The organism is Glycomyces albidus, from assembly GCF_009451885.1.
GTDB classification, from domain to species: Bacteria; Actinomycetota; Actinomycetes; order Mycobacteriales; family Micromonosporaceae; genus Glycomyces; species Glycomyces albidus.
In genome coordinates this window covers 79,646-92,724 of record NZ_WIAO01000012.1, presented here as the reverse complement: position 1 = coordinate 92,724, position 13,079 = coordinate 79,646, and the positions used below count along the sequence as shown (strand labels likewise).

Sequence of the window (13,079 nt, the reverse complement as noted above, 5' to 3'; positions counted from 1 at the left end):
GCCGGATGGGGGTTCTCGAGGCGCACAGACCTTTCCATCGACGATACTAAATATGGCAGTCGAGTGTCAATTAGCGGCCGAGGGCGCCGCGGTGCGGCTAGAATGCGCGGGTGCCTCCTGAAGCCGAACGCGCGCTGCGCGCCGACGCCGCACGCAACGTCAAGCGGCTCTTGGACGCCGCGCGCGCCGTGTTCGCCGAGCAGGGCCCGGACGCGACCCTGGAGGCGGTCGCCGAGCGCGCCGGGGTCGGCATCCGGACCCTGTTCCGCCACTTCCCGCACAAGGAGGCGCTGGTGCGGACCGCGTTGCGGCAGACCGTCACCGAGCGACTCCCGCCGATCCTGTACCGGACGCCCGACTACGATCCGCGCGCGGCGATCCGGATCGTCATGGAGGCGGTGCTGGTGATCGTCGAACGCGAGCGGAACACGCTGGCGGCCGCGGCGAATCCCGCGGCGCTCACGGCGGCGATCGTCGAGCCCGCCAGCGCGCCGCTCGCCGACCTCACCGAGCAGGCCAAGCGCGAGGGCACCATCCGGTCCGACGTGACCGGTGACGACGTGGTCCGCGTCCTGGGCCTGCTCACGAACATCCTGTGGCTCATGCCGGAAGGCGGCGACGGCTGGCGCCGGTACCTCGTGCTCCTGTGCGACGCCTTCGATCCCGGGTCGGCCACGCCGCTGCCGCCGGCCTAGGGCCCGTCCTGCGGCGCGAGCGGGCGAACGGCCTCGGATGCCGCCTCGCCATGGGCCACAGGACGGGTGCTAGACGATCTCGAGGTTGGCCATCATGCCCATGTCCTCGTGCTCGGCGTTGTGGCAGTGGAAGAGGTACCGGCCGCGGTAGCCGTCGAAGCGGGTGATGATCTCCGCGGACTCCCCCGGGCGCAGGGCGACGGTGTCCTTCAGGCCGGCGTCGTGCGGGAGGGGTTCGGCGCCGCCGCGCGAGAGGATGCGGAAGCCGACGAGGTGCAGGTGGATCGGGTGGTGGACGTCGGCGACGAGGCGCCAGACCTCGATGTCGCCGAGGCGGGCGGTGACGTCGGGGCGGGCGGGGTCGAACGGGAGGCCGTCGATGAGCCAGCCGTGGCGGCCGTCGTCCATGCGGCCGGCGCGGAACGCGAGGTCGCGGACGACGGCGGCTGCTGAGCGGTCCCATTCGGGGAGGTCGTCGGCGAGCGTCTCGGGGATCGGCGTGCGCTCGCCCGCGCGCACGACGCGGAACTGCATGACGTCGGCGGTGCGGCCGGTGCCGAGGCGGTTGGCGAGGCGCACCTCGGCGCCGACCGGGAGGTCGCCGAAGTCGATCAGCAGGTCGTAGCGTTCGGCGGGGGCGATCGGGACGCTCCGGTGGCGGACGGGGGCGGCGAGCAGGCCCTGGTCGGAGCCGATCTGGACCAGCGGCAGCGCCCGGCCGTCGTCGGCGAGGGCCTCGAGTTCGTAGTGCCTGGCGTTGGAGCCGTTGAGGATCCGCAGCCGGTAGAGCCCGGTGTCCACTTCGTGCACGGGCCAGGGAGCGCCGTTCACGAGGACCACGTCGCCGAGGACGCCGGCCAGGTACGGCTCGGTGACGCCGTGCTCGCCGGTCAGGGTCGGGTCGACCGAGGGGTAGGCGAGCTGGCCGTCGGCGTCGAAGGCGCGGTCGGCGATCATCAACGGCAGTTCGCGGTCGCCGGCGGGCAGGCCGAGCGCGTCCTCGACGTCGTCGCGGACGAAGTGGATCCCGGCGAGGCCGCGCCAGATCGCCGGGGCGGTGAAGTCCATGCGGTGGTCGTGGTACCAGAGCATCGCCGCGCGCTGGTCGAGCGGGAACCCGTACTCGCGCTGGAGGTTCGCGACCGCGGCGCGGTCGTCGGCCATGCTGTGGCCGCCGTGCCCGTTCCAGCCGTCGGGGAGCACGAGGTCGGTCGGGTAGCCGTCCGAGGCGGCCGGGGTGCGGCCGCCGTGGAGGTGCACGACCGTGGGCACCGGGAGTTCGTTGCGGTGCAGGACCGTGGTATGGCGGCCGCGGCGCGACTCGATCGTCGGCCCCGGGAAGACGCCGTCGTAGGTCCACAGCCGAGTCGCGAAGCCGGGGAGGATCTCGGCGTCGACTTCGCGCTGCACGAGCTCGTACCGGTCGCCGTCGGCGGTGGAGGCGACGGGCGCGAGCACCGGCGGGATCGGCAGCGGGACCGAGAACGCCTGGGGCAGGGGCACTTCGCTGCGGAGCTCGGCTCCGGTCTCGGCCGGGCGGCGGGCCCAGGCGGCCGAGAGCGCCAGGCCGCCGGCGGCGGCCGCGCCGATCGCGGCGCCGATCCCCAGCATCCGCCGGCGCGAGACCGGCGCGCTCCGATCACGCATCGGGCGCCGCCTTCGTCCGGCGCGGCAGCGGCCGCGCCCAGACCGCGGCGAACACCGCGGCGATGCCGGCGACCAGCGCGACGCCGAGCGGGAAGTGCAGCCACAGCGCGCCGTCCATCCCGGCGAGGTACTGCGCGGACGCGCCGGCGACGAGGGCGAGCGAGGCCCAGAACGGCCATGCCCGCCGCACCCGGACCCAGACCGCGACGGCGGCGCCGACCTGCGCGATCCCGAGGTACGACACCAGGTCCGCGCCGACGACGTGCCAGGCGAGCCCGTCGAAGTCGCCGCTCAGGTAGACGCCGGCGAAGACCGGCTGGGCGAACCCGGCCGCGAGCTGGGCGGTGGCCGCGGCGCGGAGGACCCAGCCGCTGACCGCGGTCCCGGGCGGGGCGGCGATCGTGGATTGTCGTTGCATGGCGCCAAGGTTATGACTGCTCGGTTAAGACGGCAAAGACCAATATCGCTATGGTGTTATGACGTCGGCGGTATGAGGAGGACCCGTGGACCTGAACACGCTGCGCCAGTTCGCGGCGGTCGCCCGCCTGGAGCACCTGAGCCGGGCCGCAGCCGAGCTGCGCGTCGCCCAGCCGTCGCTGAGCCGGAGCATCGCCCGGCTCGAGGCCGAACTCGGCGCGCCGCTGTTCGACCGGGCGGGCCGGTTGCAGCTCAACGACACCGGCAGGATCTTCCGGGACCACGTCGAGCGCGCGCTCGGCGAGCTCGAAGCCGGACGGCGCGCGGTCGCCGAGGCCGTCCGCGGCGGCCCGGGCGTCGTCCGCCTCGCCTCGGAGACGTTCCTGCCGCTGACGGGCCCGCTCATCGCGTTCAAGGCCGAGCACCCCGACGTCGAGGTCCAGCTGCACCAGATGGCGCCCGACGAGATGGAGCGGGCGCTGCGGGCGCAGGAGGTGGACCTGTGCCTGGCGTCGCAGCCCGTCGTCGCCCCGCAGGCGGCATCGGCGGTCGTCGCGGTCGAGCCGGTGTGGCTCGCGACCCCGCCGGGCCACCGCCTCGCGGGCGCCGAGGCGGTGGCCGTTGAGGACCTCGCGGACGAGCCGTTCGTGACCACCCGGCCCGGCCAGTGGCAGCGGCGCCTCCTCGAGTGGCTGTTCGCCGACCGCAATCTCGAGCCTCGCATCGTCTGCGAGACCGACGAACCCGCCGCGACGTTCGCGCTCGTCAGCGCCGGACTCGGTGTGTGCCTCTTCCCCGCGATCGCGCGCGGGACCCGGCCCGACCCGGGCGTGGCCTGGGCGGGCATCGACCACCCGCACTGCAACCGCACGCTCAGTCTCCACTGGCCGGGCGGCGACCGGCTGCCGGCCGCCGCCCGGCTCATGCGGGCGCGGATCCTCGAATGGGACTGGCTCGGCTCCCGAACGCCGCGCGGATGACCGTCACGGCTCCAGGTCGGTCACGCCCTTCCCGGTGGTGATGTCGAACGGGACGGACACCTGGTCGTGCGCGATCAGCCACTCCCCCTCGACCTGCTTGAAGCAGAACGTGGCCCGCACCCACATGCCCGGCACCGCGGCCCCGTTCCCGAGCCTGCCGCTGAGCCGCCCGAACCCGTGCCCGTAGGCCGCGGACCCGCCGACGGTGATCCGGAGGTCCCGGACCTCGTAGTCGATCTCGGCGAACATCGCGAACACGTTCGTCCAGTTCTTCAGCTTCGCGTCCACGCCCACGTGCTGGAGCGGCGGCTCGACGTCGAAGGACACGACGTCCTCGGCGTAGACCCGTGCGATCGCGTCGAGGTCCTTGGCGCGCAGGCCCTCGACGATCATGCCGATCCGCTCGCGGATCGCGGCCTCGTCCTGCTGCATCGTCATGGCTTCTTGGTCCTTCCGTTCGGTTCCCGGTTTCCACACTTGACCGCGGTGCCCGCCGGAAACCTGACACCTCCGCGCCGTGAGAGCCGTCACGCCGACGGCCCGGCCGGCGGGGCGGGGACCGCGGACCGGCACTGGCGGCGGGAGGCCACACTCGGTCGGGTCGGATGACGGGCAACCGGATTTCGAGGCGCCCACCTATGAACGTTGCCGGGTTCCGCCGCATCCACTCACATCGGCGGGGCGCGGCCCCCATACCCGTCATCTGAAAGAGGCCCTGTGAAGAGCAAGGAGCAGCAAGAGGCCGAGTTCCGGTCGTTCGCGCTGGCCCAGCGCGACAACCTGAGACGGCAGGCGTACCTGCTGTCCGGGGACTGGTACGAGGCCGACGACATCGTCCAGAAGGCCCTGACGAAGGCGTTCGCGGTCTGGAAGCGGGTGGACCCGGTCGGCGCCCCGGCCTACGTGCGCAGGATCGTCGTCAACGTCTACCTCTCGCACCGCCGCCTGGCATGGGTGCGCCGCGAGCGCACCAGCGACGAGGTCCCGGCGGCGCGGCTCGACCCCCCGCAGGAGGGCGTCGACCTCCGGCTGGCGGTCGTCGCGGCGCTGGACCGGCTGCCGCCGCGGCAGCGGGCGACGCTGGTGCTGCGGTACTGGGAGGACCTGTCCGTGGACGACACGGCCGAGGCCATGGGCTGCTCCACCGGGACCGTGAAGAGCCAGTGCGCCAAGGGTTTGAGCAAGATGCGCGAGTTCCTCGGCGACTCGCTCGCGCCGGTCCGGGCATAGCTGAAGGAAGACGACGACATGCAACCGCAAGACGACACCGGAACCCTGTTCCGCCAGGCCCGCCCCGACACGACCCCGCGGGAGGCGCCGCTCGACCTCGACTCGATCATGCGCGACGGCTACCGCGCCCGCCGCCGCCACCGCGCCGTCCTCGGCGGCGCGACCACGGCGGGGATCGCGGCCGTCGCCGCCGTTCTCGCGTTCTCGGCCGGCGTGTTCGACCCGGTCGACGAGCCCGAGCACCAGGGGTTCCCCCCAGGCGAACCGTTCGACTTCGACCCGGCCACGGCCGGGTACCCGCCGGAGCGCGACGCGGACGAGTGGGACGACCTCCCGGCCGATCTCGACGAGGCCGCCGAGGCGGCCTTCGGCGCCCTCGCCGTCGACGCCGGCTTCCTCGACGACGGCGCCCTCGACCGCCCGCGCCCCTCGGAGGGCCAGATCGCGGCCGCCATGGAGGAGTTCGGCATCGGCTACTACGAGGCACTCTCCGAACTGGACTTCTATGACGAGCCGCTGCAGTTCATGAGCTGGGACTCGCCGGCGGCCGGCGGCCAGGTGTACCTGCGCGGCTACCGGGCGACCGACGGCGACGAGGAGGCCGAGCAGCCCTCGTTCACGATCACCGCGCTCCAGCCCGGCGGATGGACCGCCGAGCCCGGGCCGACCGGCGACGTCGGGTTCCCGCAGCACCTCATCTCGGACGAGGCGTCCTGGACCGACGAAGCCCCCGCGTTCTCCAGCGACGAGCTCGAGGACGGCCGCACGCTGATGATCGCGGACCACGGCTGCGCCCTGGAGGCGGCGGTGGTGTACCCGAACGGGTCGGCGCTGCGGTCCTCATGGGACCTCGACTGCGCGGGCCAGGGCCGCGAGTTGAGCGTGGACGACCTCACCGAGGCGATGCTCGCGATGCCGCAGTTCGAGTACGACACCAGCGAACTCGCCCCCGCCGACGACCTGCTCGAGATCCCCGCCGGCCCGGGGTACGACGAGGGCTGGGAGGCCGGGGCCGAGGCGGACATGCAGGCCAGCATCGACGCGGCGGTCGCGGTGATCGACGCGGCGCACCCGGGCACCGATCTCTTCAGCGCGGGCGCCGTGCAGCGGGAGGCGGGATCGGGTTCCGTCATCCGGGCGTACGACGGCTCGCTCTACCTGCCGTACCCGTACGCCGACGGGTACGACGTGTCCGCGACGGTGACGTACTACCTTCCCGGCGGGTGGCTCCCCGGCCTCCCCCCGGAAGGGGCGAGCCCGGAGCCGTACCTGGTGGACTGCGGCGGACCGGGCGACGACAAGGACGACACCTGCGAGGAGACGCAGGTCGACGGACGGACCGTGGCGACCCGGACGTTCGGCGTCGGCGAGAACCGCTCCTACTGGGTCGTGGTCTTCGACCCCGCCGGGTGGGCCGTCGAGTTCAGCACGATGTTCGAGGGCGACATCGAGGGACTCGCGTACGAGGATCTGATCGCACTCGCGGCGTCGCTGCCGGCGCCGGTCTACGACCCGGCGGAGTACGAGCAGGAGTAGCCGGCGCGTCTGGCCCTCGGCGGTCGTCGGCGGCAGCGGCCCGGGCGCGGCACGCCCGGGCCCGGGCCGCTGCGGTCACGGCGTGATCCAGCGGATCAGGCGGACCGTGGTGATCGCCGGGGTCGGGAGGCCGTCCAGGGCGGTGAACTCGAGGTCGAGCGCCTCGGCGCGCTGCGCTCGGACAGCTTCGGGCAGACCGTAGTCGACGTCGAAGGACTCGAGGCCGTCCTCCCAGCGGGCCTCGGCGATGAGGACGCCGTCCACGCGCACCGCGACGGCGGCCGGGCCGCCGGCGAGGCGGTAGCCGATGCGCAGGCTCTGGCCGAGGCGGTCGGGGTCCTTGAGGGTGACGGCCATGCTGGCGGTGGTCGAGCGGGAGCGGCGGCCGTCGGGGTCGACCGCGACGGCGGTGGCCTCGCCGCGGAAGCCGTGGTCGCTCTCGGGCTGCTGCTCGCCGAAGGCGACTTGGTCGACGGTCATGCGGTCGAGGGCCAGGGAGCCGCGGTCGGCCGCGGCCAGTTCCGTGCGCCGCTGCGCCGTTCGGGAGGGCTCGGCGACGGGCCAGTAGACGGTGTAGCGGCTGTCGTGCAGCTCGTGGAAGGGCACGAGTTCGACCTCGCCGGCCGGGTCCGCGGTGGCGAGCCGGTAGCGAAGCGGCCCTTGGCGGGTGAGGACCTCATCGGCAGGGAGGTCCGCGACGATCGGGACGTCGGCGAAGCCGTAGAGCGGGCCGCGGGCGACGTGGCCCATGCGGCTGTCGTCGGCGAGGAGGCCGTCGAGGTGGTCGTCGCCGGTCCGGGCTGCCAGGAGCACGGGGCCGGCGAAGTACGCCTGCCAGGGCGAGCCGTCGGGGAGGCGTTCGGCCTTGAGCCGCAGCGGAAGTGCGAAGGCGACCTGGTCGCCCCGCTGCCAGGTCCGTTCGATGAGGACGGCGCCGGGCACGGGTTCGCCTTGTACCGCCGCGCCGTTGACGGTGAGGCCGGTCAGGCCGCCGCTCCAGCCCGGGACGCGCAGGCGGAGGGTGAACGTGCCCGGCTCGTCCAGGTCGAACGTGAGGCGGACGGCCTCGCTCGCGGGGAAGTCGGTGTCGAGGCGGACGCGGCCGCCGAACTCGGGGGCGTCGAGGACCGCGGGGATGTAGAGGTTGACCGCGAGGGCGCCCTCGTGCTCGCCGAAGACGAACTCGCCGTACTTGGCCTGGGCTTCGATGCCGGTGCCGACGCAGCACCACATGCCGAGGTCGGGCTGGGAGTAGACGCGGTAGTGGCGCGGGCGCATCGAGGTGAAGTAGACGAGGCCGCCGTGCTCGGGGTGCTGGGAGGCGAGCTGGTGGTTGAGGACGGCGCGTTCGACGAAGTCGAAGTGGGCCGGTTCGAGGCCGGCCTCGGCGAGCCGCAGGGTCAGCTTCAGCATGTTGTAGGTGTTGCAGCTCTCGGGGCCCTCGCGGTCCTCGATCATGGTCGAGCAGTCGTCGGGGGCGTGGAAGTGCTCGCGGACCGAGTTGCCGCCGTTGGCGACCGTGCGGCGCTCGACGACTTCGCGCCAGAAGTACCGGGCGGCTTCCATGAGCTGCGAATCGCCGCGGAGGGCGGCGGTGGCGGCGTACCCGACGGCCTTGGGGATCTGGGTGTTGGCGTGGCGCCCGGTGAGGTCGTCGCGGCGCTCCAGGAGCGGGTCGAGGATCGCGCGGTGGGAGAAGCGGACCGCCATGTCGCCGTAGTCGGTGCGGCCGGTGGTCGCGGCGAGGTCGGCGAACGCCTCGTTCATGCCCCCGAACTCGGTGTCGAGCATGGCTTCGAAGGCGTCGTCGTCGATCGTGGCGGCGATGTCGAGCCACCAGTCGGCGAGGCGGACCACCACGTCCAGGGCCTGCTCGTGGCCGAGAAGGCGGTGGGCGTCGATGAGGCCGGCGAAGGTCTTGTGCAGGTTGTACCAGGGGACCCAGTGGTCGCTGGAGCCGAGGGAGCGGACGCCGCGGCCGCCGCGCAGGCTCTCGAAGAGGGCCGCGCCGCCGGGGACGCCGCCGATGTAGCCGGTACCGAGGGCGTCCTGGGCGCGGGCGAGTTCGGCGACCATGCGGTCGAGCCGCCGCCGCGGTTCGGGCTCGCCGGTCGCGACGGCCAGGAGGGCGAGCGCGGAGAGGCAGTGGCCGCCGATGTGGCCGTCGAGGCCGGAGTCCTCCCAGTTGCCGTAGCTCGCGGCGCGCGGTTCGAGGCCGGCTTCGCGCAGGAACGGGGCGAGGAGCCGGTCGGGGTCGAGGGCGAGGACGTAGTCGAGGTCGGTGCGGACGGCGCGGGCGAACGGGCCGTCGAGCAGCGTGACGCGGGAGAGCGGGAAGGCGTGCATGGGGTCCTTCTGGGTCGTCCCTGCAAGGGGCGTGTGTATCGGTAAATGTACGTCGACAATCTACCCGATCGCGCGCCTCAACCGACCTCGACGCCGACGAGGCGGTCGTCGTCGCCGCTCGGGTCGCCGCGGCCGTCGGTGTTGCTGGTGGTGAACCACAGGTCCCCGCCGGGCGAGGCGGTGACGGCGCGGATGCGCCCGAACTCGCCCGCGTAGTACTCGGTGGCGGTGCCGGGGTCGGCGACGGGGACGGCACGCAGCACCTCGCCGCGCAGGTTGGCGATGAAGACCGTGCCTTCGACGACCGCGATGCCGCTCGGGCTCGCCTCCTCGGGGCTCCACTGCTGGACGGGGTCGATGAAGTCCCCCTCCTCGGCGATGCCCTCCACCTCGGGCCAGCCGTAGTTGCCGCCCGGCTCGACGATGTTCAGCTCGTCCCAGGTGTTCTGGCCGAACTCGGCGGCGAACATGGTCCCGTCGGCGGCCCAGGCGATCCCCTGCGGGTTGCGGTGGCCGTAGCTGTAGACGAGCGACCCGGCGAACGGGTTGTCCTCGGGGACGGCCCCGTCGAGGGTCATGCGCAGGATCTTCCCGCCGAGGCTGTCGAGGTCCTGGGCGTCGTCGGGGTTCCCGGCGTCGCCGGTGGCGGCGTAGAGCATCCCGTCGGGACCGATCGCGATGCGGCCGCCGTCGTGGTAGGACGCGGCGGGGATCCCCTCGAGCAGGGTCTCGCCGGTGCCGAGGGCGAGGGAGCCGGGTTCGCCGGTGAAGCCGTAGCGTTCGATGCGGTTGCCGTCCTCGCCGGTCGAGTAGGCGTAGAGCCGGCCCTGGTCGTCGACGGCGAGGCCGAGCAGGCCGGACTCGCCGTCGTGCACGACGCCGTCGACGGTGCCGATCACGCGCGTGCCGCCGTCGGGCAGGAGCTCCAGGACGTCGCCGTCGTCGCGGCTGCTGATGAGGGCGGTCTCGCCGAGGAAGGCCACCGACCACGGGACGTCGAGGCCGGTGGCGAGGACCTGCGGCTCGCCCGTCGGGAGCACGGCGGCCGGGGCGGCCTCGGACGTCGGGGGCGCCGACGGCGACGCGGACTCCGGTGCGGACTCCTCCGGTTCCGGTTCCGAAGGGCTGCAGGCGGTCAGCGCGACACCGACCGCCGCGGCCAGCGCGAGCGGCGGGAGGTTCCGGAGCTTCATGGGTTCTCCTCGTCGTTGGATCGCCGGTCCAGGATCCCATCGCGCGCCCCCGGCGGAGCGTCCAGGTGCGGCCGTGTCGCCGGGCGGGCGCTAGATGGTGCCGGCGTCGATGACGAACCGGTAGCGGACGTCGGAGGCCAGGACCCGCTCCCAGGCTTCGTTGATCCGGTCGGCGGGGATGACCTCGACTTCGGGCGCGATGCCGTGCTCGGCGCAGAAGTCGAGCATCTCCTGGGTCTCCTCGATGCCGCCGATGGCCGATCCGGCGAAGGACTTGCGGCCCATGAGGAGGCTGAAGACCTGCACCGGCAGCGGCTCGGACGGGGCGCCGACGTTCACCAGGGTCCCGTCGGTCTTCAGCAGGTCGAGGTGGGCGCCGATGTCGATGCCGGAGCTGACGGTGTTGACGATGAGGTCGAAGGAGCCCGCCAGCGCCGCGAAGGTGTCCGGGTCGCCGGTGGCGTGGTAGTGGTCGGCGCCCATGCGCAGGCCGTCCTCGCGCTTCTTCAGCGACTGGGACAGGACCGTGACCTCGGCGCCCATGGCGTGGGCGAACTTGACGGCCATGTGGCCGAGTCCGCCGAGGCCGACGACGGCGACCCGCTTGCCGGGGCCGGCGTTCCAGTGGCGCAGCGGCGAGTACGTGGTGATGCCCGCGCACAGCAGCGGCGCGGCCTTCTCGAAGGGGATCGACTCGGGGACGCGGAGCACGAAGTCCTCGGCGACGACGATCTGCTCGGAGTAGCCGCCCTGGGTGATCGTGCCGTCGGCGTCGACGGCGTTGTAGGTGCCGATCATGCCCTTGAGGCAGTACTGCTCGTTGCCGGCGAGGCACTGCTCGCATTCGCGGCAGGAGCCGACCATGCAGCCGACGCCGACGCGATCGCCGACCCGGTGGCGGGTGACCTCGGCGCCGACCGCGGCGACGACGCCGGCGATCTCGTGGCCGACGGTCATCGGGTAGGGGATCTCGCCCCAGTCGCCGCGGACGGTGTGGATGTCGGAGTGGCAGATCCCGGCCCATTCGATGTCGATCAGGACGTCGTTCGGGCCGACCTCGCGGCGCTCGACCGTCCCGCGGACGAGCGGCTCGGTTGCGGAGGTGGCGATGTAGGCATTGACGAGAGTCATCGGATTCCTCGCTCGTGGTTCGAATTGGCGGGCCGGTCGGCGGCGGCGGTGCGGCCGCCGCGGACGGCCCCCCGGGCCGGTCCCAAGTGAATCCGGTCGGCGGGGCCGCTGGGGGGCCTTGTGCGTGCCTCCCACGGCGCGGAGCGCCGCTTAGGATTGGCCGCTATGGCGCTCATCTTGATCACCGGTGCATCGACGGGACTGGGGCTCGCGGCCGCCGAGACGCTCGCGGGCGAGGGGCACGAGGTCGTGGCGCACGTGCGCGGCACGGGCAGCGACATGCCGAGCGGGGTGCACGGCGGCGTGTACGGGGACCTCTCGTCCCTGGACGAGGTCGTGTCGGTCGCCGAGCAGGCCGGGAAGTTCGGCCGGTTCGACGCGGTGATCCACAACGCGGGCGTCTACCGGGGCTCGCGCGTGCACGCGGTCAACATCGTCGCGCCGTACGCGCTCACCGCGCTGCTTCCGCCGCCCAGCGCGTGATCTTCCTCAGCAGCGGGATGCACCTGTCCGGCTCGGCCGACCTGGACGGCGTCGACTTCGACCGCGATTCGGCCCGCTCGTACGAGGACAGCAAGCTGTACGTGACCGCATTCGCGATGGCGCTGGCCGGGCGGCGTCCGGACGCGATGGCGCACGTGGTCGACCCGGGCTGGGTGCCGACGCGCATGGGCGGGCCCGGCGCGCCCGACAGCCTCGTGGAGGGCCACCGCACGCAGGAGTGGCTCGCGACCGCCCCGGCCTCGGAGATCCGTCCGCGGAGCGGCGGCTACTGGTTCCACCGCCGCACCCGGCAGCCGCATCCGGCCGCGCTCGACCCGGCGTTCCAGGACGCGCTGCTGGAGCGGCTCGCGGCGCACACGGGCCTCACGCCGGCCTGAGGGGTTCTGCGCGTACCTCCCGGGCGGGCCCGGGCCGAACTACGGTTGATCCATGAGCTCGAAGGACGAGGTGCGGGACTTCCTGGTGTCCCGCCGTGCGAACGTCACCCCCGCGCGGGCGGGGCTGCCCGACGTCGGGGAGCGGCGGGTGCCGGGGCTGCGCCGCGAGGAGGTCGCGCTGCTGGCGAACATCAGCGTCGACTACTACACGCGGCTCGAGCGCGGGAACATCCGGGGCGCCTCGGCGGGCGTCCTCGACGCCGTCGCCCGCGCGCTCCAGTTGAACGAGGCCGAGCGCGAGTACCTGTTCGACCTCGCCCGCACCGCGCCGCGGTCGGCGGCGCGCCGCCACGCGCCGTCCGAGCGGTCGCTGCGGTCCTCGGTGCAGCGGGTCCTCGACACGATGTCGGTGCCCGCGATCGTGCACAACGCGACCCAGGACCTCGTCGCCGCCAACCTCATGGGCCGGGCCCTGTACGCCCCGCACTTCGACACCGAGGGCACCCCGAACATCGCCCGGTTCGTCTTCCTCGACCGGCGGGCCCGCGACTTCTACGTCGACTGGGAGCTCGCCCGCCGGACCGTCGCCGCGATCATCCGGCTCGAAGCGGGACGCGACCCGCTCAACCGGGAGCTGACCGCCCTCATCGGCGAGCTCTCGACCCGCAGCCCGCAGTTCCGCACCGACTGGGCCGGGCACGACGTCCACCTGCACCGCACCGGCGTGAAGTCCTTCCGCCACCCCGAGGTCGGTGTCCTCGAGGTCGCCTTCGACGTGTTCGAGATGGCCGGCGACCCCGGCCTCCAGATCGTCGCCTACAGCCCGCCGCCCGGCACCGGCACCGCCGACAAGTTCGCGCTCCTCGAATCCTGGGCGGCGACCCGGGAGGCAGAGGCGCGCGGGCGCGCCGCCGACCGGCCCGACCGACAGGCCAGCGCTCAATAGCGGCCGGGCCGCAGCGGACGCAGCCGAGGGCCGCCGGTCCCGATACCTGACTTTCGTCAGGGGTGGTTCCCGACTTT

11 protein-coding genes and 1 pseudogene are annotated in these 13,079 nt (G+C 73.2%); 6 read left to right on the top strand and 6 right to left on the bottom strand.

What is annotated here, in order from left to right; all coding sequences use genetic code 11:
- The first annotated feature begins 110 nt into the window (after nt 1–110).
- Nucleotides 111–695 carry a TetR/AcrR family transcriptional regulator gene (locus GFD30_RS11965; RefSeq protein ID WP_153025433.1) on the top strand — a complete coding sequence of 195 codons (585 nt, stop codon included), beginning with the start codon at nt 111–113 and terminating at the stop codon, nt 693–695.
- A 69-nt stretch (nt 696–764) separates the two neighbouring features.
- On the opposite strand, the gene GFD30_RS11960 is transcribed toward GFD30_RS11965, so the two are convergent.
- Together GFD30_RS11960 and GFD30_RS11955 are read right to left on the bottom strand one after the other, a co-directional pair.
- Nucleotides 765–2,342, bottom strand: coding sequence for a multicopper oxidase family protein (locus GFD30_RS11960; RefSeq protein ID WP_227996124.1), 1,578 nt, complete (start codon nt 2,340–2,342; stop codon nt 765–767).
- Nucleotides 2,335–2,760, bottom strand: a complete 426-nt coding sequence (locus tag GFD30_RS11955; RefSeq protein WP_153025432.1) for a hypothetical protein — start codon at nt 2,758–2,760, stop codon at nt 2,335–2,337. Before GFD30_RS11955 ends, GFD30_RS11960 begins: the two co-directional genes overlap by 8 nt.
- An 85-nt stretch (nt 2,761–2,845) precedes the next feature.
- On the opposite strand from GFD30_RS11955, the gene GFD30_RS11950 reads away from it, so the two are divergent.
- A complete protein-coding gene (locus GFD30_RS11950; RefSeq protein WP_322633176.1) occupies nt 2,846–3,739 on the top strand; it encodes a LysR family transcriptional regulator in 894 nt (297 codons plus the stop codon).
- A 3-nt stretch (nt 3,740–3,742) separates the two neighbouring features.
- Here GFD30_RS11950 and GFD30_RS11945 read toward each other — a convergent pair whose 3' ends face one another.
- The gene (locus GFD30_RS11945) at nt 3,743–4,177 is read right to left on the bottom strand and encodes a YybH family protein (protein WP_153025431.1); all 435 of its coding nucleotides are present in this window, start codon (nt 4,175–4,177) and stop codon (nt 3,743–3,745) included.
- A gap of 279 nt (nt 4,178–4,456) precedes the next feature.
- Between GFD30_RS11945 and GFD30_RS11940 the strand changes: the two genes are divergently transcribed.
- A complete protein-coding gene (locus tag GFD30_RS11940; protein ID WP_322633175.1) occupies nt 4,457–4,969 on the top strand; it encodes a SigE family RNA polymerase sigma factor in 513 nt (170 codons plus the stop codon).
- Nucleotides 4,970–4,987: 18 nt separating this feature from the next.
- Entirely contained in the window at nt 4,988–6,505 is a 1,518-nt protein-coding gene (locus GFD30_RS11935) for a hypothetical protein (RefSeq protein WP_153025429.1), read from the top strand.
- Between the two features lie 75 nt (nt 6,506–6,580).
- Here GFD30_RS11935 and GFD30_RS11930 read toward each other — a convergent pair whose 3' ends face one another.
- The 3 genes from GFD30_RS11930 to GFD30_RS11920 all read right to left on the bottom strand — a co-directional run bounded on the left by GFD30_RS11930 (nt 6,581) and on the right by GFD30_RS11920 (nt 11,175).
- Nucleotides 6,581–8,851 carry a beta-L-arabinofuranosidase domain-containing protein gene (locus tag GFD30_RS11930; RefSeq protein WP_153025428.1) on the bottom strand — a complete coding sequence of 757 codons (2,271 nt, stop codon included), beginning with the start codon at nt 8,849–8,851 and terminating at the stop codon, nt 6,581–6,583.
- A gap of 77 nt (nt 8,852–8,928) precedes the next feature.
- A complete protein-coding gene (locus GFD30_RS11925; RefSeq protein WP_153025427.1) occupies nt 8,929–10,044 on the bottom strand; it encodes a PQQ-dependent sugar dehydrogenase in 1,116 nt (371 codons plus the stop codon).
- 90 nt (nt 10,045–10,134) lie between these two features.
- Nucleotides 10,135–11,175: an NAD(P)-dependent alcohol dehydrogenase gene (locus GFD30_RS11920; protein WP_153025426.1), complete on the bottom strand. Its 1,041-nt coding sequence runs from the start codon at nt 11,173–11,175 to the stop codon at nt 10,135–10,137.
- A 165-nt stretch (nt 11,176–11,340) separates the two neighbouring features.
- Here GFD30_RS11920 and GFD30_RS28255 point away from each other — a divergent pair.
- Nucleotides 11,341–12,056: pseudogene (locus GFD30_RS28255) on the top strand (SDR family NAD(P)-dependent oxidoreductase).
- 52 nt (nt 12,057–12,108) lie between these two features.
- Nucleotides 12,109–13,002 (top strand): helix-turn-helix domain-containing protein, encoded by an 894-nt coding sequence (locus GFD30_RS11910; RefSeq protein WP_153025425.1) that lies wholly within the window; start codon nt 12,109–12,111, stop codon nt 13,000–13,002.
- The last annotated feature ends 77 nt before the right edge of the window (nt 13,003–13,079 follow it).